The 22,696-nt window shown below is 50.8% G+C and carries 22 protein-coding genes and 1 other annotated feature; of the genes, 14 read left to right on the forward strand and 8 right to left on the reverse strand.

The features are described from left to right. Positions 1-15: 15 nt before the first annotated feature. The 4 genes from yqaB (at position 16) to luxS (ending at position 3,337) form a co-directional block, all read left to right on the forward strand. Entirely contained in the window at positions 16-582 is a 567-nt protein-coding gene (yqaB, locus tag IV04_RS17380) for a fructose-1-phosphate/6-phosphogluconate phosphatase (RefSeq protein ID WP_037404074.1), read from the forward strand. Continuing rightward, the gene (locus IV04_RS17385) at positions 579-1,007 is read left to right on the forward strand and encodes a YqaA family protein (RefSeq protein WP_037404073.1); all 429 of its coding nucleotides are present in this window, start codon (positions 579-581) and stop codon (positions 1,005-1,007) included. Before yqaB ends, IV04_RS17385 begins: the two co-directional genes overlap by 4 nt. An 84-nt stretch (positions 1,008-1,091) precedes the next feature. Continuing rightward, the gene (gene gshA, locus IV04_RS17390) at positions 1,092-2,654 is read left to right on the forward strand and encodes a glutamate--cysteine ligase (protein ID WP_037404072.1); all 1,563 of its coding nucleotides are present in this window, start codon (positions 1,092-1,094) and stop codon (positions 2,652-2,654) included. 167 nt (positions 2,655-2,821) lie between these two features. Next, the gene (luxS, locus tag IV04_RS17395; RefSeq protein WP_037404070.1) at positions 2,822-3,337 is read left to right on the forward strand and encodes an S-ribosylhomocysteine lyase; all 516 of its coding nucleotides are present in this window, start codon (positions 2,822-2,824) and stop codon (positions 3,335-3,337) included. 68 nt (positions 3,338-3,405) lie between these two features. Here luxS and IV04_RS17400 read toward each other — a convergent pair whose 3' ends face one another. After that, a complete protein-coding gene (locus IV04_RS17400; protein ID WP_037404068.1) occupies positions 3,406-4,695 on the reverse strand; it encodes an HlyC/CorC family transporter in 1,290 nt (429 codons plus the stop codon). A 62-nt stretch (positions 4,696-4,757) separates the two neighbouring features. Then, the gene (locus tag IV04_RS17405; protein WP_037404065.1) at positions 4,758-5,549 is read right to left on the reverse strand and encodes an inner membrane protein YpjD; all 792 of its coding nucleotides are present in this window, start codon (positions 5,547-5,549) and stop codon (positions 4,758-4,760) included. Between the two features lie 166 nt (positions 5,550-5,715). Here IV04_RS17405 and ffh point away from each other — a divergent pair, with 166 nt between their 5' ends. The 5 genes from ffh to rplS all read left to right on the forward strand — a co-directional run bounded on the left by ffh (position 5,716) and on the right by rplS (position 9,333). Continuing rightward, positions 5,716-7,077 (forward strand): signal recognition particle protein, encoded by a 1,362-nt coding sequence (gene ffh / locus IV04_RS17410; protein ID WP_037404064.1) that lies wholly within the window; start codon positions 5,716-5,718, stop codon positions 7,075-7,077. Between the two features lie 216 nt (positions 7,078-7,293). Next, positions 7,294-7,542, forward strand: a complete 249-nt coding sequence (rpsP, locus tag IV04_RS17415) for a 30S ribosomal protein S16 (RefSeq protein WP_037404063.1) — start codon at positions 7,294-7,296, stop codon at positions 7,540-7,542. Between the two features lie 18 nt (positions 7,543-7,560). Next, positions 7,561-8,109 carry a ribosome maturation factor RimM gene (gene rimM / locus IV04_RS17420; protein ID WP_037404062.1) on the forward strand — a complete coding sequence of 183 codons (549 nt, stop codon included), beginning with the start codon at positions 7,561-7,563 and terminating at the stop codon, positions 8,107-8,109. A gap of 52 nt (positions 8,110-8,161) precedes the next feature. Then, entirely contained in the window at positions 8,162-8,929 is a 768-nt protein-coding gene (trmD, locus tag IV04_RS17425) for a tRNA (guanosine(37)-N1)-methyltransferase TrmD (protein ID WP_037404060.1), read from the forward strand. A gap of 47 nt (positions 8,930-8,976) precedes the next feature. Continuing rightward, positions 8,977-9,333, forward strand: a complete 357-nt coding sequence (gene rplS, locus IV04_RS17430) for a 50S ribosomal protein L19 (protein WP_037404058.1) — start codon at positions 8,977-8,979, stop codon at positions 9,331-9,333. Between the two features lie 118 nt (positions 9,334-9,451). Here rplS and IV04_RS17435 read toward each other — a convergent pair whose 3' ends face one another. Beyond that, entirely contained in the window at positions 9,452-10,216 is a 765-nt protein-coding gene (locus IV04_RS17435; RefSeq protein WP_037404056.1) for a YdiY family protein, read from the reverse strand. A 246-nt stretch (positions 10,217-10,462) separates the two neighbouring features. Next, a complete protein-coding gene (locus tag IV04_RS17440) occupies positions 10,463-11,809 on the reverse strand; it encodes an anaerobic C4-dicarboxylate transporter (protein ID WP_037404054.1) in 1,347 nt (448 codons plus the stop codon). 656 nt (positions 11,810-12,465) lie between these two features. On the opposite strand from IV04_RS17440, the gene IV04_RS17445 reads away from it, so the two are divergent. Together IV04_RS17445 and tyrA are read left to right on the forward strand one after the other, a co-directional pair. Then, complete coding sequence (locus IV04_RS17445; protein ID WP_037404052.1) at positions 12,466-13,539, forward strand: 3-deoxy-7-phosphoheptulonate synthase; 1,074 nt, start codon at positions 12,466-12,468, stop codon at positions 13,537-13,539. A 6-nt stretch (positions 13,540-13,545) separates the two neighbouring features. Next, entirely contained in the window at positions 13,546-14,667 is a 1,122-nt protein-coding gene (tyrA, locus tag IV04_RS17450) for a bifunctional chorismate mutase/prephenate dehydrogenase (protein WP_037404050.1), read from the forward strand. 56 nt (positions 14,668-14,723) lie between these two features. Here the strand turns inward: tyrA and pheA are convergent, their stop codons facing one another. The 4 genes from pheA to bamD all read right to left on the reverse strand — a co-directional run bounded on the left by pheA (position 14,724) and on the right by bamD (position 17,595). Continuing rightward, positions 14,724-15,881 (reverse strand): bifunctional chorismate mutase/prephenate dehydratase, encoded by a 1,158-nt coding sequence (pheA, locus tag IV04_RS17455; protein ID WP_037404049.1) that lies wholly within the window; start codon positions 15,879-15,881, stop codon positions 14,724-14,726. A gap of 81 nt (positions 15,882-15,962) precedes the next feature. After that, positions 15,963-16,089: a sequence feature (Phe leader region), on the reverse strand. Continuing rightward, on the reverse strand, positions 16,041-16,088 hold the full coding sequence (locus IV04_RS26605) for a hypothetical protein (RefSeq protein ID WP_197062210.1): 48 nt from the start codon (positions 16,086-16,088) through the stop codon (positions 16,041-16,043). Its footprint overlaps the feature before it by 48 nt. A 126-nt stretch (positions 16,090-16,215) precedes the next feature. Continuing rightward, entirely contained in the window at positions 16,216-16,554 is a 339-nt protein-coding gene (raiA, locus tag IV04_RS17460; RefSeq protein ID WP_037404048.1) for a ribosome-associated translation inhibitor RaiA, read from the reverse strand. A 309-nt stretch (positions 16,555-16,863) separates the two neighbouring features. Beyond that, positions 16,864-17,595, reverse strand: a complete 732-nt coding sequence (gene bamD, locus IV04_RS17465) for an outer membrane protein assembly factor BamD (protein ID WP_037404046.1) — start codon at positions 17,593-17,595, stop codon at positions 16,864-16,866. Positions 17,596-17,728: 133 nt separating this feature from the next. On the opposite strand from bamD, the gene rluD reads away from it, so the two are divergent. From rluD to clpB, 3 genes are all read left to right on the forward strand, one after another. Further along, positions 17,729-18,706 (forward strand): 23S rRNA pseudouridine(1911/1915/1917) synthase RluD, encoded by a 978-nt coding sequence (gene rluD, locus IV04_RS17470; protein WP_037404044.1) that lies wholly within the window; start codon positions 17,729-17,731, stop codon positions 18,704-18,706. Continuing rightward, entirely contained in the window at positions 18,706-19,437 is a 732-nt protein-coding gene (gene yfiH, locus IV04_RS17475; protein ID WP_037404043.1) for a purine nucleoside phosphorylase YfiH, read from the forward strand. Before rluD ends, yfiH begins: the two co-directional genes overlap by 1 nt. A 129-nt stretch (positions 19,438-19,566) precedes the next feature. Next, positions 19,567-22,140 carry an ATP-dependent chaperone ClpB gene (clpB, locus tag IV04_RS17480; RefSeq protein WP_037404042.1) on the forward strand — a complete coding sequence of 858 codons (2,574 nt, stop codon included), beginning with the start codon at positions 19,567-19,569 and terminating at the stop codon, positions 22,138-22,140. The last annotated feature ends 556 nt before the right edge of the window (positions 22,141-22,696 follow it).

The following is a 22,696-nucleotide window of genomic DNA, read 5'->3' on the forward strand; positions in this document are numbered from 1 at the left end:
GGCAATGGGGGTGTAATGTACGATCGCTATCAGGGTCTGATCTTCGATATGGATGGTACGATTCTGGATACGGAATCGACGCATCGCCAGGCGTGGCATCAGGTATTGGCGCGCTATGACATGAAGTTCGACGAGGCGGCGATGGTGGCATTGAACGGCTCGCCGACTTGGCATATTGCTCAGGCGATCATTGTGGCGCATAGGGCGGAGCTTGATCCCCATCATCTGGCTGCAGAGAAAACTCGAGCGGTAGAGGCGATGCTGTTGGATAGCGTTCGCCCATTGCCATTGATTGAAGTGGTAAAATCTTATCATGGCCGCCGCCCAATGGCTGTGGGAACGGGCAGTGAGCACCGCATGGCAGAGATGCTGTTGCGCCATTTAGGCTTACTCAATTATTTCGATGCTATTGTGGGGGCGGATGATGTACAGCGGCATAAACCTGAGCCAGATACCTTTCTGCGCTGCGCCGAACTGATTGGGGTACTACCAGAAAATTGTGTGGTGTTTGAAGATGCCGATTTTGGTATCCAAGCTGCCAAGCGTGCGAAGATGGCTGTTGTCGATGTTCGCACGCTGTGAGTAGTACCTTGGCCATTCTGTCATTGTTCGGCAGCAGCTTTCTTAGTGCAACGTTGCTGCCGGGCAACTCTGAAGTGGTGTTGGTCGCTTTGCTAACCAACAGCAGTGTTTCACCAAGTCTATTGGTGCTGGCTGCGACGTTGGGTAATACCCTGGGTGGATTAACCAACGTCATTATTGGGCGTCTATTACCGGAGTTGAAACCACAACGGGGGCTGGAAACGGCGCTCGGTTGGTTAAAACGCTTTGGCCCTGCTGCGCTGCTGCTCAGTTGGTTGCCGGTAGTGGGCGATTTGTTGTGCGTGTTAGCAGGTTGGCTGCGCATGCCATGGGGCTCTGTTACGCTGTTTCTGTGTCTCGGAAAAGCGCTGCGTTACATCCTATTAACTATGATTACGCTGCAGGGGATCGCCTGGTGGCATTAAGCAAGTGAATATCATTCAATATTCACTTGGGAGCGGATTCAGCATGCTTACAAGTTATCGTTTTTTTAGCTGCGGGAGGTCAATTTGATCCCGAACGTATCACAGGCGCTTTCCTGGTTGGAAGCCCACCCTCATGCATTAAAAGGGATCCGGCGTGGTATTGAGCGTGAGACACTGCGAGTCACCGCAGATGGCACGCTTGCTACAACGGGTCATCCAGAGAAACTAGGGGCGGCATTAACGCACCATTGGATTACTACCGACTTTGCTGAGGCGTTGTTAGAGTTTATCACGCCGGTTGATGACGACATCGAGCACTTGTTGACGTTCTTGCATGATATTCATCGTCATGTGGCGAGGAACCTGGGCGATGAACGCATGTGGCCGCTGAGCATGCCATGTTTTATCGGCGCTGAGCAGGATATCGAACTGGCGCAATTTGGCTCATCAAATATTGGCCGTATGAAAACGCTTTACCGCGAAGGGCTGAAGAATCGCTACGGCGCGTTGATGCAGACCATTTCCGGTGTGCACTATAATTTTTCTCTGCCGCTGGAGTTCTGGCAAGCGTGGGCAGGGGTTGAAGATGCCGAAAGTGGTAAAGAACAGATTTCGGCGGGGTATTTCCGCCTGATCCGTAACTATTACCGTTTTGGTTGGGTGATTCCGTATCTGTTTGGGGCCTCCCCGGCAATTTGCTCCTCGTTCCTGAAAGGGCGCGAGACCGATTTGCCGTTTGAGCGCAACGAGAATGGTATGTGTTATTTACCTTATGCCACTTCGTTGCGTTTGAGCGATCTCGGCTATACCAATAAGTCACAGAGTAATCTTGGGATTACTTTCAACAATCTGCAAAGCTACGTTCAAGGGTTGAAGCGTGCGATCGCTACACCTTCTGAAGAATACGCCAAGTTAGGAGTGAAAGAGGGCGATCGCTACCTGCAGCTCAATAGCAACGTATTGCAAATAGAAAATGAGCTTTACGCGCCAATCCGGCCAAAGCGTGTCACTCGCAGCGGTGAAACGCCTTCAGATGCGTTGTTACGCGGCGGCATCGAATATATCGAAGTTCGCTCGCTGGATATCAACCCATTCTCGCCAATTGGTGTGGATGCGGTACAGGCACGTTTCCTGGATCTGTTCCTGGTATGGTGCGTATTGGCTGATGCACCGGAGATGAGCAGTGACGAACTGCTGTGTACCCGTAAAAACTGGAATCGCGTGATTCTGGAAGGGCGCAAGCCTGGGCAAACTATTGGTATCGGCTGTGATGATACCCGCGAACCATTGGAAAAGGTGGGGAAAGCGTTGTTTGGCGATCTACGGCGTGTGGCTGAGGTGCTGGATAGCGAAGCGGGCAATCAGCAGTATCAACAGGTTTGTGATGAGTTGGTCGCGGCGTTCGACGATCCTGAGCTGACATTCTCGGCCCGTATTCTGCAAGCGATGAAAGCCGAAGGCATTGGCCGTGTTGGCCTTGGTTTGGCGGAACAGTATCGCCAGATGCTGACGACAGAACCACTAGAGCTGTTAACTGAGGAGCAGTTGGCTCAGGAGCAGAAAGCATCATGGCAGCGTCAGCGCGATCTGGAAGCCAGTGATACGTTAAGCTTTGATGAGTTCCTGAAAGCAAACGGTGGGAGCTAAAAAAGAAAAGGCCACGTCAATGTGGCCAAATATACATCTCTGATAACAGGGATGAGGATGATAACAAATGCGCGTCTTTCATATACTCAGACTCGCAGTGTTGAAAAAGGTTTCCCGTGACGGGAAAAAAGTTTCGGAATAAATGCAATTTATGAAGGGGAGGACACATGCCATTGTTGGATAGTTTTACCGTAGACCATACCCGTATGGCAGCTCCGGCTGTCCGCGTTGCTAAAACCATGAAAACTCCTCATGGCGATCTCATCACCGTATTCGATCTGCGCTTCTGTCGCCCGAATCTGGAAGTGATGCCGGAACGTGGTATCCATACGCTAGAGCACCTGTTTGCCGGTTTTATGCGCGATCATCTGAATGGTAACGGTGTGGAGATTATCGACATTTCACCAATGGGTTGCCGTACTGGGTTTTACATGAGCCTGATTGGTGAGCCAGAAGAGCAGCGTGTGGCCGATGCCTGGCAAGCGGCGATGGCCGACGTGCTGAAAGTGACTGACCAGCGTAAAATTCCTGAGCTCAATGAATTCCAATGTGGCACTTACCACATGCATTCGCTGGAAGAAGCGCAGGAGATCGCCAAGCATATTCTCGACCATGGCGTTGCTGTGAACCATAACGATGAATTGGCACTGCCAAAAGATAAACTGCAGGAACTGCATATTTAGTCCTGCCAGCATTCAGAGACTAAAAAAGACGCGAATCCGCGTCTTTTTCTTTTTATATCAAAGCGTAATTAATGATTCTGTACGCTGGCCTGCAAGGATTTTATTGGTGTGACGCGCACCTGTTTAATCATGTTGTCCTGCACGTCGAGGATATCGATATCGTAATGGCCGATACGCACCCGTTTACCGATATCGGGGATCTCTTCCAACGCCTCCAACAGCATGCCATTGATGGTGCGGGCTTCTGTAGCGGGTAAGTTCCAGTTGAAGGCCTTATTCAGCTCACGTACGTTGGCTGTGCCGTCAATCAGTACCGAACCATCGCTTTGTGGATTGACTTCCTCAGCCAGAGTTGGCGACATTGAGGTGGTGAAATCACCAACGATCTCCTCAAGGATATCTTCTACCGTGACCAAGCCCTGAATATCGCCGTATTCATCGACCACAATGCCTACTTTCTCTTTGTTACGCTGGAATTTAACCAGTTGCACATTGAGCGGTGTGCCTTCCGGCACAAAGTAAATCTCATCGGCGGCGCGCAACAGGTTTTCTTTGTTGAACTCTTTCTTTTCAGTCATCAGACGGTAGGCTTCACGTACGCGCAGCATGCCGATGGAGTCGTCCAGCGAGCTGCGATACAGCACAATGCGGCCATGTGGGGAGTGGGTGAGCTGGCGCATGATCGACTTCCAGTCATCATTGACATCGATACCGACGATTTCGTTACGCGGCACCATAATGTCGTCTACCGTGACTTTCTCCAGATCCAGCACCGAAATCAGCATGTCCTGATTACGACGCGAAATCTTTGACTGCGATTCATTCACGATGGTGCGTAGTTCATCTTGGCTCAAGGCCCCGCTGATCCGTACATTGGTGCGGATCCCGAAAATGCGTAAGAACAGGGTGGTGAGGCCGTTTAACAACCACACCAGTGGGAACATAACTTTTTGCAACGGTGCCAGCAGAAAACTGCTGGGAAACGCGATACGTTCAGGGTAAAGCGCCGCAAAGGTCTTCGGCAGCACTTCAGCAAACAGCAGTACCGCAAAGGTCAGGATCCCTGTAGCAATGGCTACACCGAGATCGCCATACAGGCGCATACCAACGATAGTTGCCAAGGCAGAAGCCAGAATATTGACCAGGTTATTGCCGATCAACACCAAACCTATCAGGCGATCGGGTTTTTGCAGTAGTTTCTCCACCCGACGAGCGCCCCGATTACCGTGCTTGGATAAATGACGTAAACGGTAGCGATTGAGCGTCATCATGCCGGTTTCGGATGCCGAAAAATAAGCGGAGATCACAATCATAATCACCAGAATGAGAATGAGGGTCTCTGTCGAAACATGCTCCAAGGCGATATTCCTTATGCATAGAGAAAGAAAGCCTCACCGGAATGAGGGCTCTAGATTGTATTCTAGCGCACCATCACTTCCTGAATCAGGCGGCTGCCGAAATAGGCCAGCGTAAGAAGAAAGGCACCGGCAAAGCTGAACCAGACCACGCGGCGGCCACGCCAACCTTCGTGATAGTGGCCCCATAATAAGACGATGTAGACAAACCACGCCATGATGGACAGCACGGCTTTATGCACGTTCTCTTTGCTGAACAAATTATCCATGTAGAGCAGGCCGGTACACAGGGTCAGAGTCAGCAGCACCACACCAATCTGGGTGATATGGAACATCTTGCGTTCAATGCTCATCAGCGGTGGCATATCGGCGCTGAAGCTGAGCTTCTTGTTTTTCAGCAGATAGTCCAGCCAGGCTAACTGCAGGGCGTAAAGTGCGGCAATCATGAGGGTGGCGTAAGAAAATAGCGCCAGGCCGATATGCACCATCAGTTCTGGGCTGGCTTCCAGATGGGTAATGAACTCACCAGGCACAAAGCTGGCTAAGGCCAGATTAATAATCGCAAAGCTGTAAATAATGGGCAGCAGGAACCAGCCGCGATCGCGTGAAGCGACGAAGGTCATCACCGAACAGATGATCAGGCTGACAACCGAACCAATGTTCAGCAGGCTGAGGTTTTGCCCGGTGTTGACATCGAAAATGCGTTGCTGGAGTGCTATGGCATGGCAAATCAGCGCGATGATGGCCGAAACGATAGCCAGCCGACGGTAAGCGCTATTCTTCCGCAACAAACTGGGAATAATCAGTCCAAGGCTCAACAGGTAGGCTATCAAAGCCACAATAGAGAAAACTGGCATAGCGTTATTTAATATCGGCGTGGTTAATTGGAATCTCAGTATAACGTCGAGCGTGCCTGAGACCAACCGATCTCCAACGCCGAGGCAGAGATCGCGTTTGCTTCGTGTTATAATCGCCGCAATTGTGTCGCCACTGCGGCCTGACTCTTACGTTGAGCATGAGACGATGTTTGAAAATTTAACCGATCGATTGTCGCGCACCCTGCGCAATATCAGTGGCCGTGGGCGGCTGACCGAAGAGAATATCAAAGATACCCTGCGTGAAGTGCGTATGGCGCTGCTGGAAGCGGACGTTGCGCTGCCAGTGGTGCGTGACTTCATCAACCGCGTTAAAGAGAGTGCGGTGGGTCATGAAGTGAACAAAAGCCTGACGCCGGGGCAAGAATTCGTCAAGATCGTTAAGAGCGAACTGATTGCCGCGATGGGGGAAGTGAACACTGAGCTGAACCTGGCGGCACAGCCACCGGCAGTCGTGCTGATGGCGGGCTTGCAAGGTGCGGGTAAAACCACCAGCGTGGGTAAGCTAGGCAAATTTCTGAAAGAAAAACAGAAGAAAAAAGTTCTGGTGGTTTCTGCCGACGTCTATCGCCCTGCGGCGATCAAACAACTGGCCACTCTGGCAGAAGGCGTAGGGATCGACTTTTTCCCGTCTGACGTGCAAGAAAAACCGATCGATATCGTTAACCGGGCGCTGCAACACGCCAAACTGAAGTTTTACGACGTTCTGATTGTCGATACTGCAGGCCGTTTACACGTTGACGAAGCGATGATGGATGAAATCAAACAGGTACATGCGGCGATCAAGCCGGTGGAAACCCTGTTTGTGGTCGATGCCATGACGGGCCAGGATGCGGCCAACACCGCCAAAGCGTTCAACGAAGCGTTGCCGCTGACCGGCGTCGTGCTGACCAAGGTGGACGGTGATGCGCGTGGCGGTGCAGCGTTGTCTATTCGCCACATCACTGGCAAGCCGATCAAATTCCTCGGTGTGGGTGAAAAAACTGAGGCGCTGGAGCCGTTCCACCCGGATCGGGTTGCTTCGCGTATTCTCGGCATGGGCGATGTGCTGTCGCTGATCGAAGATATTGAAAGCAAAGTTGACCGTGCGCAGGCAGAAAAGCTGGCAAACAAGCTGAAAAAGGGTGACGGTTTTGATCTCACCGACTTCCTTGAGCAGTTGAAGCAGATGCGCAATATGGGCGGTATGGCCAGCATGTTGAGTAAATTGCCAGGTGCCGGGCAACTGCCAGATAACGTGAAATCACAGATGGACGATAAGGTTCTGGTGCGAATGGAGGCGATTATCAACTCCATGACGCTGAAAGAACGCGCTAAGCCTGAGATTATCAAGGGTGCGCGCAAACGCCGCATCGCGGCAGGTTCTGGTATGCAGGTGCAGGACGTTAACCGCTTGCTGAAGCAGTTTGACGAGATGCAGCGCATGATGAAAAAGATGAAGAAAGGCGGGATGGCGAAGATGATGCGTGGCATGAAAGGCATGATGCCACCAGGCTTCCTAGGCCGCTAAAACGGTTTGCATTTGAGATGTGAACGCGTTCAAAGAGTTGCCGCTTGCGGCAAAAACTGCTCGAAATTATCAAGGCTGCAAAAGTGAATTCTTGGCAAGCGACGCTTTAGATTGCTTTTTGCGCCAAAATGAGTAAAATTTTCGGGCTTTTTATATTGCAACCGGGCCCCGTTCCCTCAATGGGGCCCGGCTGTTTTATTAACTAAAGAGGATGTTATGGTAACAATTCGTTTGGCACGTGGCGGCGCTAAAAAGCGTCCGTTCTATCAAGTAGTAGTGACCGACAGCCGTAATGCTCGTGATGGTCGTTTCATCGAGCGTGTAGGCTTCTTCAACCCGATCGCATCTGGTCAGGCTGAAGCACTGCGTCTGGACCTGGATCGTATTGAGCACTGGCAGGGTCTGGGTGCAACGGTTTCTGATCGCGTTTCTGCGCTGATCAAAGAAGCCAAGAAAGCAGCTTAATCTGTCGCGGTGGTGGCAATGAGCAAGCAACTCAAACCGGTAGCACCGATCGCGCCGATTGTACTCGGTAAAATGGGGTCTACTTACGGCATTCGTGGTTGGCTCAGAGTGTTTTCATCCACCGAAAACGCCGAAAGCATATTTGACTATCAGCCTTGGTTTATCCAGCGCTCGGGTCAGTGGCAGCTCATCGAGTTGGAAGACTGGAAGCGCCACAGTCAGGATCTGATCATCAAAGTTAAAGGTATTGACGATCGGGATGCGGCGAATTTACTGACCAATTGCGAAATTGTCGTAAATTCCGACCAGTTGCCTCCGCTGGAAGGTGAAGATTATTACTGGAAAGACCTGATGGGTTGCCAGGTAGTCACCACTTCCGGATACGAGCTGGGTAAAGTCATTGATATGATGGAAACCGGTTCAAACGACGTGATGGTCGTGCGGGCAAACCTGAAAGATGCATTTGGCATGAAGGAGCGGTTGATCCCGTTTCTTCATGGGCAGGTTATCAAGAAAGTCGATCTCGCCGCCAAGATTATTGAGGCTGAGTGGGATCCTGGTTTTTGACCTCCGGATTTAGCGGTCGAAGCAAGTGGAATAACAAGATGGGGATTGGCTGGTGTTCATTGGTATTGTAAGCCTGTTTCCTGAGATGTTCCGCGCAATCACCGATTACGGGGTGACTAGCCGGGCAGTAAAAAATGGCCTGCTGAGCGTGCAGTGTTGGAGTCCACGCGACTTCACCTACGATCGGCATCGTACCGTGGACGACCGTCCTTATGGCGGCGGACCGGGAATGTTGATGATGGTGCAACCTTTACGGGAAGCCATTCATGCAGCAAAAGCAGCGGCAGGCGAGGGAGCAAAGGTGATTTATCTGTCACCTCAGGGGCGCAAGCTGGATCAAAACGGTGTGCGCGAACTGGCGGCTAATCAGAAGATGATTCTGGTGTGTGGCCGTTATGAAGGGGTTGATGAGCGCGTGATTCAAACCGAAATTGACGAAGAATGGTCAATCGGCGATTACGTTCTCAGCGGTGGGGAACTGCCGGCAATGACTCTGATTGATTCAGTCGCCCGTTTTATACCGGGTGTGCTGGGCCATCAGGCTTCAGCAGAAGAGGACTCTTTTGTTGATGGATTGCTGGACTGCCCACATTATACCCGCCCCGAGGTGTTGGAAGGGATGGAAGTTCCGCCGGTTTTACTGTCGGGCAACCATGCCGAGATACGTCGCTGGCGCTTAAAGCAGTCGCTGGGCCGTACCTGGCTTAGAAGACCTGAACTTCTAGAAAGCCTAGCTCTGACTGACGAGCAAGCGGTGTTGCTGGCTGAGTTCCAACGGGAACATCAGACCAAGCAGCAGGACTATGAAGGGAACGTCTGAGACAGACGGGACCGATATATCAGTTTACCTAGGGTAAGAGACATATTATGAGCAACATTATTAAGCAAATTGAACAAGAGCAGATGAAGCAAGACGTGCCTGCATTCCGTCCGGGTGATTCCGTGGAAGTTAAGGTATGGGTCGTTGAAGGTAGCAAAAAACGTCTGCAGGCATTTGAGGGCGTGGTTATCGCTATCCGTAACCGCGGTCTGCATTCTGCATTCACTGTTCGTAAGATTTCCAACGGCGAAGGTGTTGAGCGTGTATTCCAGACTCACTCCCCAGTAATCGACAGCATTACTGTTAAGCGTCGTGGTGCCGTTCGTCAAGCTAAACTGTACTACCTGCGTGAGCGTACTGGTAAGGCTGCTCGTATTAAAGAGCGTCTGAACCGCGTTAACTAACGCTGCATCCAAAAGTTAATAGTTATTGAGGGCTTACCGTATGGTAAGCCCTTTTTTTATCTTCAATAAAAAGCCCATCAATGACGGGCTTAGAAGAGAAGCGTTGGAACGTGCGGAATTACAGGCCGTACACCAGGGTGACAGAAGTGGTGGTGTCCGTGCTCTTTGGTGCTGAGGCCGGAGGCTTGCTGTTGTATGTCACGGTGTAAGCCAGGCGCAAAGAGAAATCGTCGTTGATTGATACGTTCAACGCGGTTTCTGAGTTGATGGTGGTTTCATCGTTAGCCAGAGCTGACAGGCCCTCCGATAAACGGGCATTGTCCGTCAACCGATAAGAATAGTTGGCTGCGCCGTAAGCCAGTGCACGAGTGGAACGACCGCCACCGCGATATTCGTCGTGGCGCACGCCTGGGCCGAATTCCACGCGCAGGTCATGAGGCGGATCGCTAAAGATCTGGCGACCATAACCCCCAGTGACCGTCGTACGTGAGTTATAGCCGTTGAAACGATCGTTCAACCAACCGGCCTGACCAAACATATAGTTACGGTCAGCCAGGTTGTGACGGGTACGGCCACCTGCCTGATATCTTTCTGAAGAGCGTACATTGGAAGAAGTGGTGTTGTTGGCTGCGCCCCACAGGCTATAAGCCGTGTCGCTGTTAAACCAGGTCATGGTGGTGTTGGCTAACAGGGTGGAGTTCTGCGAGTTGCCCGATTGGGAGTTATAGCCCGCCTGAATATTACCATCAAACGGCTTCTTGGCGCTGGAAGGGTCATCCATCGCGGTGAAGAGGGTGTTGTCGGCAAGAGCTGGGATACTGGTGAAAGCGGTCAAGCAGCTGAAATACAGCGGAATGGCGCGGCGAGCGCGTAAAGAAAGCATTTTGGATCCAGTTGTTGAAAGTGATAATAGGTGATAACGCTCACATTATATCGGTTCATCATGGCGACCAAAATAGCTTCGATTAGCTTAAGTTTTTAATTTTTATTCGCGACTTATTCATTTTTCTTCTACTGAATTTACTCACCTTCACGGTACAAAATGCTTTTACCCTGAATGTTTGGCCTGTTACTGGCGCGAGGCCTGGTTGCACGGCAACGGTAGCCATTCGTTGCCGTGCAGAGGTTGTTACAGGAAGGTGGTCACCAGAATATAACCGGTGATGCAAGAGCACAGCACACCAATCAGCCCTGGAATGATAAAGCTGTGATTGATGATAAATTTGCCGATTCGCGTCGTCCCCGAACGGTCAAAACCGATACAAGCTAAATCGCTCGGGTAGGTTGGTAAGACAAAGTAACCATAAGCGGCAGGGAAAAATGCCAACAACATTTTAGGGTCAACGCCTAACTGCAATGCCATCGGAGCAATCGCGGTCAGAGCAGCGGCTTGGCTGTTGACCAGTTTTGATACCAGGAACAGTACGATAGCGTAAGTCCAAGGCTGGCTTTTGACGACATCCTCCAACAGCAGTTTTAAATCGCCCATATGCGCCTGGAAAAAGGTATCGCTCATCCAGGCTACACCGAATACCGAGAAAATGGCCACCATCCCGGCTTTGAACACGGCACCGTTAGCGATATCTCCCGGCTTCACTTTGCAACCCATCAGGATGACGGCACCGGCAATGAGCATCATCATCTGGATAACCAGATTCATCGACAGCGGTTTGAGCACGCCTTTTGCATCAGCAAACGAAGGGCGTATCTCAGCAAAGGCCCCCAGCAGTACCACAATAGCGATGGCAGCGAAGAAAATGGCCGTGGACCAATAAGCCTGTTTCGGGAATTTCTGGTTGAGCAGCGTTTCGGTACTGCCATAAATGTACGCGCGTTGCTCTGGGTCCTGAATTTTCGCTTGGAACTCAGGATCTTTATCCAGATCTTTACCACGGCGCAGGCTCCACAAGGCGGCCATCATGACCCCAACCAATGAAGCAGGAATAGAGACCGCAAGAATTTCAACCAGTGTATAAGCCTTACCGATACCATGACCGGCAGCAATGATCGAAACCAACGAGACAACGGCCACGGAAACGGGTGAAGCGGTAATAGCCATTTGCGAAGCAACAGAGGCCACGGCCATCGGGCGTTCAGGACGGATCCCTTTTTTGATGGCGATGTCGGAGATAATCGGGAACATGGTGTAGACCACATGCCCGGTGCCGCACAAAAATGTCAGCATCCAGGTGGTGAACGGGGCTAACAACGTAATGTGCTGAGGGTGGCGGCGTAGCAAGCGTTCAGCATATTGCATCATAACATTCAGGCCGCCAGCGGTTTGTAAAACCGAAGCACAGCCAATGACCGCCAGAATAGTCAGCATGACATCAACAGGAGGTTTTCCGGGCTCAAGCCCGAATATAAAGCACAGCAGGAATAAACCAATGCCGCTAATTAAACCGAGCCCCATACCACCAAATCGGGTGCCGACTAATAAGCAGAGAATAATAATCGCGAATTCCAGAGTTATCATGAGTGTCCCTTGTGGAAAATGAAAAAATGCTAACGTTTATCACCTCTCAAGGCAGATGAGGCGGGCTCTGTCTCTGCAGATTACCTCTTAAGAGGTGCAAGCGATTTGCAGCCATGATTATTTATTTAGCGAGGGATAACTGTGAGATTAAGCAATTTTTATTCAATACTTATTTTAAATTTTCAGGAATAAATTGAATTGAATAATTATTGAAAATTAATTGCCAGTTAATTGTAGGGTAATTGTTTTTTAGTTGTTTAATTCGCGGGGGCTAATAATTGCCATGCTGCACGTCGTATGTCGCGTTGGTTATGTCGTTCATACCACTCCCCCTTTTAGGGAGTCACGAAGGTTCTGTCTTCATGAGGATGGTCTTTGGTGTAAATATTTTGGTACACATGGCGTGTATTTGCGTGAAGTCGCGAGATGGTCAGGTAGGATTTACCAATGCCTCTTGCTTTATTTTGCCATATAAAACAATTAATTGAATTGTTTTATTTGTGTTTTTTGAGCTTTACTGGCCGGATGCTTGTAATGGTAATTTTTTATTTACATTAAATGGATTGAAATCTTTACATTGCATGGTAATGTAGGCGGCATAACAGTCGAACGACTATCAACATTCACGTATAACGGCACAAGACAGGAATAGCATCATGCAAAAAGACGCGCTCAACAACGTACACATCAGTGCTGAACAGGTTCTGATTACCCCGGAAGAGCTGAAAAACCAACACCCACTCAGCGCTCGCGATGAGAATGAAATCTCTGTTGCGCGCCAAACCATTGCCAACATTCTGAAAGGGCAGGATCACCGCCTGTTGGTAGTGTGTGGGCCTTGTTCGATCCATGATCCTGATGCGGCACTGGATTACGCGCGTCGTCTGAAAGTGCTGTCGGCTGAACTGAGCGATCAGCTGTATATCGTTATGCGTGTCTATTTCGAAAAGCCAAGAACCACGGTTGGTTGGAAAGGGTTGATCAACGATCCTCATATGGATGGAACGTTTGATGTTGAGGCCGGGTTACACATCGCGCGTCGTCTGCTGTTGGATCTGGTGGGCATGGGCTTGCCGCTGGCTACCGAAGCGTTGGATCCTAACAGCCCGCAATACTTGGGCGATCTGTTCAGTTGGTCGGCGATCGGCGCTCGTACCACAGAATCACAGACGCACCGCGAGATGGCGTCTGGCCTTTCAATGCCGGTCGGCTTCAAAAATGGCACGGACGGTAGCCTGGGGACGGCGATCAACGCCATGCGTGCTGCTTCAATGCAACACCGCTTTGTCGGGATCAATCAGGCCGGGCAGGTCTGTTTGCTGCAAACTCAGGGCAACCCGGACGGCCATGTGATCCTGCGTGGTGGCAAGACGCCAAACTACAGCGCTGAGCACGTCGCCGCTTGCGAAAAACAGATGCAGGATGCAGGACTCAAACCTTCCTTGATGGTAGATTGCAGCCATGGCAACTCAAATAAAGATTATCGCCGTCAGCCGGTTGTTGCCGAATCCGTCGTTGAGCAGATCAAAGCAGGTAACCGTTCAATCACTGGTATTATGCTGGAGAGTAATCTGCATGAAGGGAATCAGTCGTCTGAACAGCCGCGCGCAGAGATGCGCTACGGTGTTTCAGTGACCGATGCCTGTATCAACTGGGAGAGCACAGAGACCTTGTTGCGCCAAATGCATCAAGAGCTCGGCGCAGTGCTGACGGCTCGCACTGGAGAATAGTGAGTTATGGTGGCCGAACTGACCGCATTACGCGATCAAATTGACGAAGTAGATAAAGCATTACTGGGGTTGCTGGCAAAGCGCCTGGAACTGGTTGCGGAAGTGGGGGAAGTTAAAAGTCACTACGGTTTACCGGTCTATGTCCCTGAGCGCGAGGCAGCAATGCTGCTCTCGCGCCGTAAAGAGGCCGAAGGCCTGGGTGTGCCGCCTGATCTGATTGAGGATGTGCTACGCCGGGTGATGCGTGAGTCCTACACCAGTGAGAATGACAAAGGTTTTAAAACGCTGTGTCCGCAACTGCGTCCGATTGTCATTATTGGTGGTAATGGTCAGATGGGGCGTTTGTTTAACCGCTTGCTGACCTTGTCCGGTTATCAGGTGAAAGTGCTGGATCAGGAAGATTGGTCACAGGCAGATGCTCTGCTGGCTGATGCCGGGATGGTGATTGTCAGCGTACCTATCCATGTCACCGAACAGGTGATCGGCCAGTTGCCACCGTTGCCGGAGGACTGCATCCTGATCGATCTGGCTTCTGTCAAAAATCGGCCACTGCAGGCCATGCTGGCCGCCCATGGTGGGCCGGTTCTCGGGCTTCACCCGATGTTTGGCCCGGATGTTGGCAGTGTAGCTAAACAGGTGGTGGTGTATTGCGATGGACGCCAGCCGGAAGCCTATCAGTGGTTGCTGGAACAGTTGCAGGTCTGGGGCGCACGGCTGCATCGTATCAGCGCCGTTGAGCATGACCAGAACATGGCTTTTATCCAGGCACTACGACATTTTGCGACTTTTGCCTATGGCCTGCATCTGGCTGAAGAGAATGTTCAACTGGAGCAGTTGTTGGCATTGTCTTCACCGATCTACCGGTTGGAATTGGCGATGGTTGGCCGCCTGTTTGCACAGGATCCGCAGTTGTATGCAGATATCATTATGTCTTCAGAAGAAAATATTCATCTGATCAAACGTTACTATCAGCGTTTTGGTGAGGCGATTCAGCTGCTGGAACATGGCGACAAACAGGCATTTATCCAAAGCTTCCAGAAAGTGGAACACTGGTTTGGTGATTATGCCCAGCGCTTCCTGGTGGAAAGCCGCTCGTTGTTGCGACAGGCAAATGACAGCCGCCAATAGTTCGCTGTTTGTTGATGGATAAGAGGCTCGGTTTTACCGAACCTCTTTTTTTGCCTTTAAGACGGGTTGACTGGCACTACATTTTCACTTGGATAGCACCCTAGCACCTTCAATGAGCGGGTAATCGGGGCTAAATCTCTCAACGCCTTCTGCATGGGCTCTGAACGCAGATTGGCCTGCACATCAATATAAAACATCTCTTCCCATGGATTGCCGTTGATCGGGCGCGATTCCAATTTGGTCATAATGATGTCGTTGTCGCGCAATACCAGCAAGGCTTCTACCAGGGCACCTGACTGTTGTCCTGTAGCCATAATGAGTGTGGTTTTAGCCGGAACCTGTTCTGAGACCTCGATCGCCTTGCGTGCCAGCACGATGAAGCGGGTGATGTTCTGCTGCTGATTAGCCAGATCGTGCTCAAGTACCTGCAACTGATAGAGTGCTCCACCTGCTTCGCTACCCAAGGCCGCCGCTTTTGGTGAATTCAGCTCTGCCACTTTCTCCATGGCGGCAGCAGTGCTTTCGCAATACTCGATTCTCCAGTGTGGATAACGGTTAATAAACTGGCTGCATTGCTGGAAAGGTTGTGGGTGGCTGTAAACGACCTCGATCTGCTCCAGATCGGTTTTGCCTGCAACCAACACACAGTGATCGATCGGCAACGTCAACTCACCCACAATCGACAGGCTGGTATGTTGCAGCAGGTCATACACGTCGTTGATCGAACCGGAACTGGTGTTTTCGATCGGCAGAATGGCGTAATCCGCTTGGCCGGTTTCAACTTGAACAAAGATGTCCTGGAATTTCTGACAGCCGCATTCGATTAACTGATCGAAATGGCGTGCGCTGTATTGGCGTGCTGCAAGATGTGAATAGGAGCCTTTGGGGCCGAGGAAGGCAATGCGTGCGGAGTGCTGGCTGATTTGATTCAACTGATGTTGCAGCAGCGCCTGCTGGGTGAGCACGGAATCTTCGATGATCAACTGGAACAGACGGGTGACGTAAAAACCATCCAGGTCGTAAGGTTTGGCGGCGGTAATAAGTGCGTTTAACAGATCGCGTTCACGTTCTTTATCACGGATTGGTCGGTGGGAATGCAGTTTGGTTTTGCCCACCTCCACCGCCAGTTCACGGCGTTCTGCCAGCAGTGCCAGCAGTTTCAGGTCCAGTGCGCTAATTCGTTCGCGCAGCACGAGTAACGGGTTATCAGTCATAATCAGCCTTGTTTTGTGTTCTTATATACCCGTCATACTTCAAGCAACTCGAATTATTTTGGGCATAGTCGTTGAATCGCCATAAAAAAAGCCCCCTGGTTTCAGGAGGCTTAGTGGTTCGTCTTCGCATTCTTTATCACACGACGAAACGCCTCCCAATCAGGGGAAGGTAAAAAAGAATGCGAAGAAAAACGGTTTACGCGTCATTGGTATCCAAAAAATAGGTGTGTACAGGGTTAAGGTAACCGCAGGCTTTTCGTCCTGTCAATAAAAACCGACAGGCAAAAAACGCGCCCTCGAGCGCGTTTGATGTAAAACAACCGTGGAAAAGTGATTACTCTTCCGGTGCCACTTCAGGGGCGAGGTCTCTCACACTCGCGTATGCGCGGCGTGCTTCACTCTTGTGCTGCACTTTATTCAGCTGTCGCTCAAGTTTGGCGATCAGGTCATTAACGGCGGTATACATATCTTCATGCTTGGCGCTGGCAACCAGCGGGCCGTTAGGTGTGGTAATGGTAGCGTCTACAGCAAACCCTTTAGGTTCTTTAGACAAAACAATATGAGGGTTGATCAGCTGGGCCTGCCATTTATCCAGTTTAGTGAGACGGTCTTCGACGTGACTACGGATTGCGGGGGTGATATCCATGTGTTTGCTGGTAATGTTGACTGTCATATAACCTACCTCTCTGTCTTTCCGTCTTGGATATATTCAGCATAACCCTCTTTTTGTTGAAATGGGTGAAAGAAATCACGTTTTTTTGTCACTTCTTGCAAAGTTAACTCGATCTGTGATTTAGGCTCTGAAATAGTTATCTAACGCTTGAGTCTTGCCAATAGAGCGCGCATTATCGATAGGTTAACGTGCCTACCGCCTTGTTAATATGTTGTTTTATCTTGTGAGTCTACTTTGCTTACCTGAATTTGCCGCCAATGAAAATGGCAGCCTAAGCTGCCATTTTTGTACCTGTTACAGCCTACATTGTTACGCCGGGTTAGCAGCGATGATTTTCGCCACTTTGTCCGCCTGCGCGTTCAACTCCAGTTGACGGTAGGCGTTTTCCATCAGCGGTAACGCATCGCGAGTCGCTTTAGTATCTGGGAATTCACGCATCATCTGCTCAACGCGATTAACAACCGCGACGTAAGCACCGCGTTTAGTGTAGTATTCCGCCACCGAAAGCTCATACTTAGCCAGACGGTTTTTCAGGAACACCAGACGTTTGTAAGCGTCAGTGGCGTACTGGCTGTTCGGATACTGCTGAAGTAGCTGGCTGAAATCGCGAAAAGCGATGCGAGCATGCTGCGGATCGCGGTCAGAGCGGTCAACCCCGAAGAAGCCTTGCAACGCACTGTCGTCCAGCGCCATATCTGTCAGACCGCGCATGTACATGACGTAATCAATGTTCGGGTGCGTAGGGTTCAGACGCATAAAGCGATCGATCGAGGCCTGCGCCATCGGTAAATCGGCAGATTTATAGTAGGCATAAATCAGATCCAACTGGACTTGCTGGGAGTACGGCCCGAAAGGATAGCGGTTATCTAACGCTTCGAGTTGTTTAATCGCGCCCTTAAAGTCCCCGTCCTGCAGTTTTTGCTGGGCAGTAGCATAGATTTCCGAAGGTGGGTTGTCGGGAACCGCATCCTTGGATGTGGAGCAACCAGCCAGCGCCAGGCTCAACGTGGCTGCCGCCACCAGATATTTCATACGCGTCATGACGTTTTGATTATCCTCAGGGTGTTATTCCGGGAGACTGTCCGTTAAGCTCCCGACAAAAGACCAGTTACAATAGCACATTATATTAAACGGCATCGCCGTGAAAACCCAACGTTAACGAAGAATCCTGTATATGGCACAACAAGTACAACTCACCGCAACGGTTGCCGAAACGCAACTCGGACAACGTTTAGATCAGGCTTTGGCTGAATTGTTCCCTGATTATTCCAGATCACGCATAAAAGATTGGATCCTGGAAGACCGGGTGCAGGTCAATGGTAAAACCGTCAACAAGCCGAAAGAGAAGGTCCTGGGGGGGGAAACGGTCGCCATTGATGCACAGATAGAAGAAGACGCCCGTTGGGAACCGCAGGATATCGCCTTGGACATCGTCTATGAAGATGCCGATATCCTGGTGATTAACAAACCCCGTGATCTGGTAGTACACCCGGGTGCAGGCAACCCTGATGGTACGGTGCTTAATGCGTTACTGCACTATTATCCGGAAATTGCCGATGTACCGCGTGCGGGTATTGTTCACCGTCTGGATAAAGATACCACTGGTCTGATGGTGGTGGCGAAAACCGTTCCGGCACAGACCCGCTTGGTAGAAGCGTTACAGGCGCGTGAAATTACCCGTGAATATGAAGCGGTGGCGATTGGTACGATGACGGCGGGTGGCACAGTGGAAGAGCCGATTGCGCGCCATTCCACCAAACGCACCCATATGGCCGTGCATCCTATGGGAAAGCCCGCAGTAACCCATTACCGTATTATGGAGCATTTCCGCGCACATACTCGCCTGCGCTTGCGCCTGGAGACCGGCAGAACTCACCAAATCCGTGTCCATATGTCGCATATCAACCATCCGTTGGTGGGCGATCCGCTGTACGGTGGCCGTCCGCGTCCGCCGAAAGGGGCATCTGAGTCGTTTATCAGCACCCTCCGTGGGTTTGATCGCCAGGCGCTGCATGCCACGATGCTGCGTTTGTATCATCCGATCAGTGGCATCCAGATGGAATGGCATGCGCCATTGCCACAGGATATGGTTGATCTGATCAATACGTTGAAAGCCGATACCGAAGAATTCAAAGATCAGATGGATTGGTAATGGACTCGCTCATTCTGCCCGATTGGCCAATACCGGCTGGGGTAAAAGCCTGCAGCACTACTCGCCATGGTGGTATCAGCCTACCACCTTACGACTCCTTGAACCTTGGGGCTCACGTAGGCGATACCATGCATGCAGTGGCTTGTAATCGCCAACGGCTGGTCGAGGGCGCTGGTTTGCCGCAGATGCCATATTGGTTGGAGCAAGTGCATGGGACGCGTGTGCTGGAGTTAGACGGCAAAATACCCAGCGACTTGCAGGCCGATGCGGCTTACAGCAACCAGCTAGGGCAGGTGTGTACGGTGATGACGGCAGATTGTCTGCCGGTACTGTTTGCTTCACAGGCTGGTGACGAAGTGGCGGCAGCCCACGCGGGTTGGCGTGGGCTCTGTGATGGTATCTTGGAACGTACGGTAGAACGTTTTACTGCAGCGCCGAGTAAGATCACCGCTTGGCTCGGCCCAGCAATCGGCCCACGGCAGTTTGAAGTGGGGGCGGAAGTGCGTGCAGCATTTATTGCTGCCGACCATGCTGCTGTTTCAGCATTTACTCCTCGGGGTGAAAAATTCCTCGCTGACATCTACCATTTGGCTCGCCAGCGCCTTCAGCGAGCGGGTATTTTCGCCATTTACGGTGGGAATCGTTGCACAGTGACTGAAATGAGTCATTTTTTCTCCTATCGGCGCGATGGAGTAACCGGACGTCTGGCAAGTTTGATCTGGGTGATATAACCTACTGCCCTAGGACGATCCACAGATGCATGACGTTGTACCTAAATATAGTGTCAAAATAACCTTGAAAATTTGAGGGATGACCTCATTTAATCTCCTGTAGCAATTTTGAACACTATTGGAGGTGTTATGCGTCTGGATCGTCTTACCAATAAATTCCAGCTTGCCCTCGCCGATGCCCAATCTTTGGCCCTAGGGCGCGACAATCAATTTATCGAACCGTTACATTTGATGAGTGCATTGCTCAATCAGGATGGAGGCACGGTTCGCCCATTATTAACTTCTGCCGGGATCGATGCTGGGCGTGTACGCAGCGAAATCGATCAGGCGCTGTCTCGTCTGTCACAAGTTGAAGGTACCGGTGGTGATGTTCAGCCATCACACGAACTGGTACGCATACTTAACCTGTGTGACAAACTGGCGCAAAAGCGCGCCGACAAATTTATTTCTTCCGAGCTGTTTGTTCTGGCGGTACTTGAAGATCGTGGTACGTTGACCGACCTGCTAAAAGCCGCTGGCGCGACGGCTGATAAAATATCTAAAGCCATTGAACAAATGCGGGGTGGCGACAGCGTGGATGACCAAGGTGCTGAAGATCAGCGTCAGGCGTTGAAGAAGTACACCATCGATCTTACTGAGCGTGCTGAGCAGGGTAAACTTGACCCGGTTATTGGTCGTGATGAAGAGATTCGCCGTACCATTCAGGTATTGCAACGTCGAACCAAAAACAACCCGGTTCTGATCGGTGAACCGGGTGTCGGTAAGACCGCCATTGTTGAAGGTTTGGCACAACGCATCATTAACGGTGAAGTGCCGGAAGGGCTTAAGCACAAGCGTGTACTTTCTCTGGATATGGGAGCTCTGATTGCCGGGGCCAAATATCGCGGCGAGTTTGAGGAGCGCCTGAAAGGTGTATTGAGCGATCTTTCCAAACAGGAAGGCAGCGTTATTCTGTTTATCGACGAACTGCACACCATGGTGGGCGCCGGTAAGGCCGATGGTGCGATGGATGCGGGCAATATGCTTAAACCTGCGCTTGCCCGCGGCGAGTTGCATTGCGTTGGGGCAACCACGCTGAATGAGTATCGCCAGTATATAGAGAAGGATGCCGCGCTTGAGCGTCGTTTCCAGAAGGTCTATGTGGCAGAACCTACGGTCGAAGATACCATCGCCATTCTGCGTGGGCTGAAAGAACGTTACGAACTGCATCACCATGTGCAGATTACCGATCCGGCGATTGTGGCTGCGGCGACCTTATCGCATCGCTATATTTCCGATCGTCAGTTACCGGATAAAGCCATCGACTTAATTGATGAAGCCGCATCCAGTATACGCATGCAGATGGATTCCAAGCCGGAATCGCTCGATCGTCTGGAACGCCGTATCATCCAGTTGAAACTGGAACAGCAGGCGCTGAATAAAGAATCTGATGATGCCAGTAAGAAACGCTTGGAAATGCTGAGCAGTGAGCTTGAGCAGAAAGAGCGTGAGTATTCTGAGTTGGAAGAAGAGTGGAAAGCGGAAAAAGCCTCGCTTTCTGGTACGCAGAATATCAAGGCTGAACTTGAACAAGCCAAAATTACCCTGGAGCAGGCTCGTCGCTTAGGTGACCTTGCTCGCATGTCTGAGTTGCAGTACGGCAAAATTCCAGAGCTGGAGAAACAACTTGCTGCCGCGACGCAGGCCGAAGGCAAAACGATGAAGTTGCTGCGTAACCGTGTTACCGATGCGGAAATTGCCGAAGTGCTGGCAAAAGCGACAGGTATTCCGGTTGCCAGAATGCTGGAAGGCGAGCGTGACAAACTGTTGCGCCTGGAGCAAGAGCTGCATTCGCGGGTGATTGGCCAGGATGAAGCCGTGGTTGCAGTATCGAATGCTATTCGCCGTAGCCGTGCAGGCCTTTCTGATCCGAATCGACCGATCGGTTCATTCCTGTTCCTTGGCCCAACTGGGGTAGGTAAAACCGAGCTGTGTAAAGCGTTGGCTTCATTCTTGTTTGACAGTGACGATGCTATGGTGCGCATCGACATGTCCGAGTTTATGGAAAAACACTCGGTCTCAAGGCTGGTGGGGGCACCTCCTGGCTATGTCGGCTATGAAGAAGGCGGCTATTTGACGGAAGCGGTACGCCGTCGGCCTTATTCTGTGATCCTACTTGATGAAGTAGAAAAAGCGCATCCGGATGTGTTCAACATTCTATTGCAGGTGTTGGACGATGGACGACTGACCGACGGACAAGGTCGTACCGTTGATTTCCGCAATACCGTGGTGATTATGACCTCTAACCTGGGCTCGGATATGATTCAGGAGCACTTTGGGAAGGTTAACTATGCGCAGATGAAGGAATCAGTGATGGAGATGGTAAGTCATCATTTCCGCCCGGAATTCATCAACCGTATCGATGAAGTGGTGGTCTTCCACCCACTTGGTCAGAAACATATTGCAGCAATCGCTAAGATTCAGTTGGCGCGTCTGTATAAACGACTGGAAGAACGTGGCTATGAAGTCAGTATCACGGAGCCTGCGTTGGAGTTGCTGGGTAAAACCGGTTATGACCCTGTTTATGGGGCTCGACCATTGAAGCGTGCAATTCAGCAGGAAATCGAAAACCCGTTAGCGCAGCAAATCCTTTCAGGGAAGCTGATACCGGGTAAACATGTGACGCTGGATGTGGAAAACGAACATATCGTTGCTAAGCAATAAGCATTACCGGTATTTCGGCTATAGATAGGGGCAGTTCTTACTGCCCCGGTTCTTTTTATGGGGTTGCTGTTGGTGTATTTCTGCGGTTCCCCAACCTGAAAACGGTCATTTTAGGACGATAAATACTCGAAAATGGCTTTTTTGTGTTTTTATTGAGCGATTGAACCGTTTTTTGAATTTAGGGGTTGCGGCCTGCGCGGAACTCCCTATAATGCGCCTCCACTGACCGGGAACAACGACCAACACGTCGCCCAGGCAGGAAGAATCAACCCGGTAAAGATACCGGTTCTCGCAAGAGAAAAAAGGTTGACTCTTCAGCGGGAAAGCGTATTATCTGCCTCCCGCGTTACCGAGAAACAACCCGGTAACCACGCTCTTTAACAATTTATCAGACAATCTGTGTGGGCACTCACAAGACGATATCCAGCTGCTTCGGCAGCACAAAAAATATCAAGTCTTGAAGAGTGACCAAGCAGTAATTCATTTAAGTGAATTATTACAAACGTTGATTTTCGAGCATCGCTGCACATGTTGCAGCACATCAAGCTTTTAATTG

Origin of the sequence: Serratia sp. Ag1 (genome assembly GCF_000743355.1) — a bacterium.
In the GTDB taxonomy this organism is placed as follows: domain Bacteria; phylum Pseudomonadota; class Gammaproteobacteria; order Enterobacterales; family Enterobacteriaceae; genus Chania.

Bases quoted from the DNA above. Each gene is read 5' to 3' on its own strand.
- rplS (WP_037404058.1), top strand. From the start codon at position 8,977: ATGAGCAACATTATTAAGCAAATTGAACAAGAGCAGATGAAGCAAGAC.
- rimM (WP_037404062.1), top strand. From the start codon at position 7,561: ATGAGCAAGCAACTCAAACCGGTAGCACCGATCGCGCCGATTGTACTC.
- raiA (WP_037404048.1), bottom strand. From the start codon at position 16,554: ATGACAGTCAACATTACCAGCAAACACATGGATATCACCCCCGCAATC.
- IV04_RS17435 (WP_037404056.1), bottom strand. From the start codon at position 10,216: ATGCTTTCTTTACGCGCTCGCCGCGCCATTCCGCTGTATTTCAGCTGC.
- clpB (WP_037404042.1), top strand. From the start codon at position 19,567: ATGCGTCTGGATCGTCTTACCAATAAATTCCAGCTTGCCCTCGCCGAT.
- IV04_RS17445 (WP_037404052.1), top strand. From the start codon at position 12,466: ATGCAAAAAGACGCGCTCAACAACGTACACATCAGTGCTGAACAGGTT.
- IV04_RS17440 (WP_037404054.1), bottom strand. From the start codon at position 11,809: ATGATAACTCTGGAATTCGCGATTATTATTCTCTGCTTATTAGTCGGC.
- pheA (WP_037404049.1), bottom strand. From the start codon at position 15,881: ATGACTGATAACCCGTTACTCGTGCTGCGCGAACGAATTAGCGCACTG.
- yqaB (WP_037404074.1), top strand. From the start codon at position 16: ATGTACGATCGCTATCAGGGTCTGATCTTCGATATGGATGGTACGATT.
- ffh (WP_037404064.1), top strand. From the start codon at position 5,716: ATGTTTGAAAATTTAACCGATCGATTGTCGCGCACCCTGCGCAATATC.
- luxS (WP_037404070.1), top strand. From the start codon at position 2,822: ATGCCATTGTTGGATAGTTTTACCGTAGACCATACCCGTATGGCAGCT.
- tyrA (WP_037404050.1), top strand. From the start codon at position 13,546: ATGGTGGCCGAACTGACCGCATTACGCGATCAAATTGACGAAGTAGAT.
- bamD (WP_037404046.1), bottom strand. From the start codon at position 17,595: ATGACGCGTATGAAATATCTGGTGGCGGCAGCCACGTTGAGCCTGGCG.
- rpsP (WP_037404063.1), top strand. From the start codon at position 7,294: ATGGTAACAATTCGTTTGGCACGTGGCGGCGCTAAAAAGCGTCCGTTC.
- rluD (WP_037404044.1), top strand. From the start codon at position 17,729: ATGGCACAACAAGTACAACTCACCGCAACGGTTGCCGAAACGCAACTC.
- yfiH (WP_037404043.1), top strand. From the start codon at position 18,706: ATGGACTCGCTCATTCTGCCCGATTGGCCAATACCGGCTGGGGTAAAA.
- IV04_RS17405 (WP_037404065.1), bottom strand. From the start codon at position 5,549: ATGCCAGTTTTCTCTATTGTGGCTTTGATAGCCTACCTGTTGAGCCTT.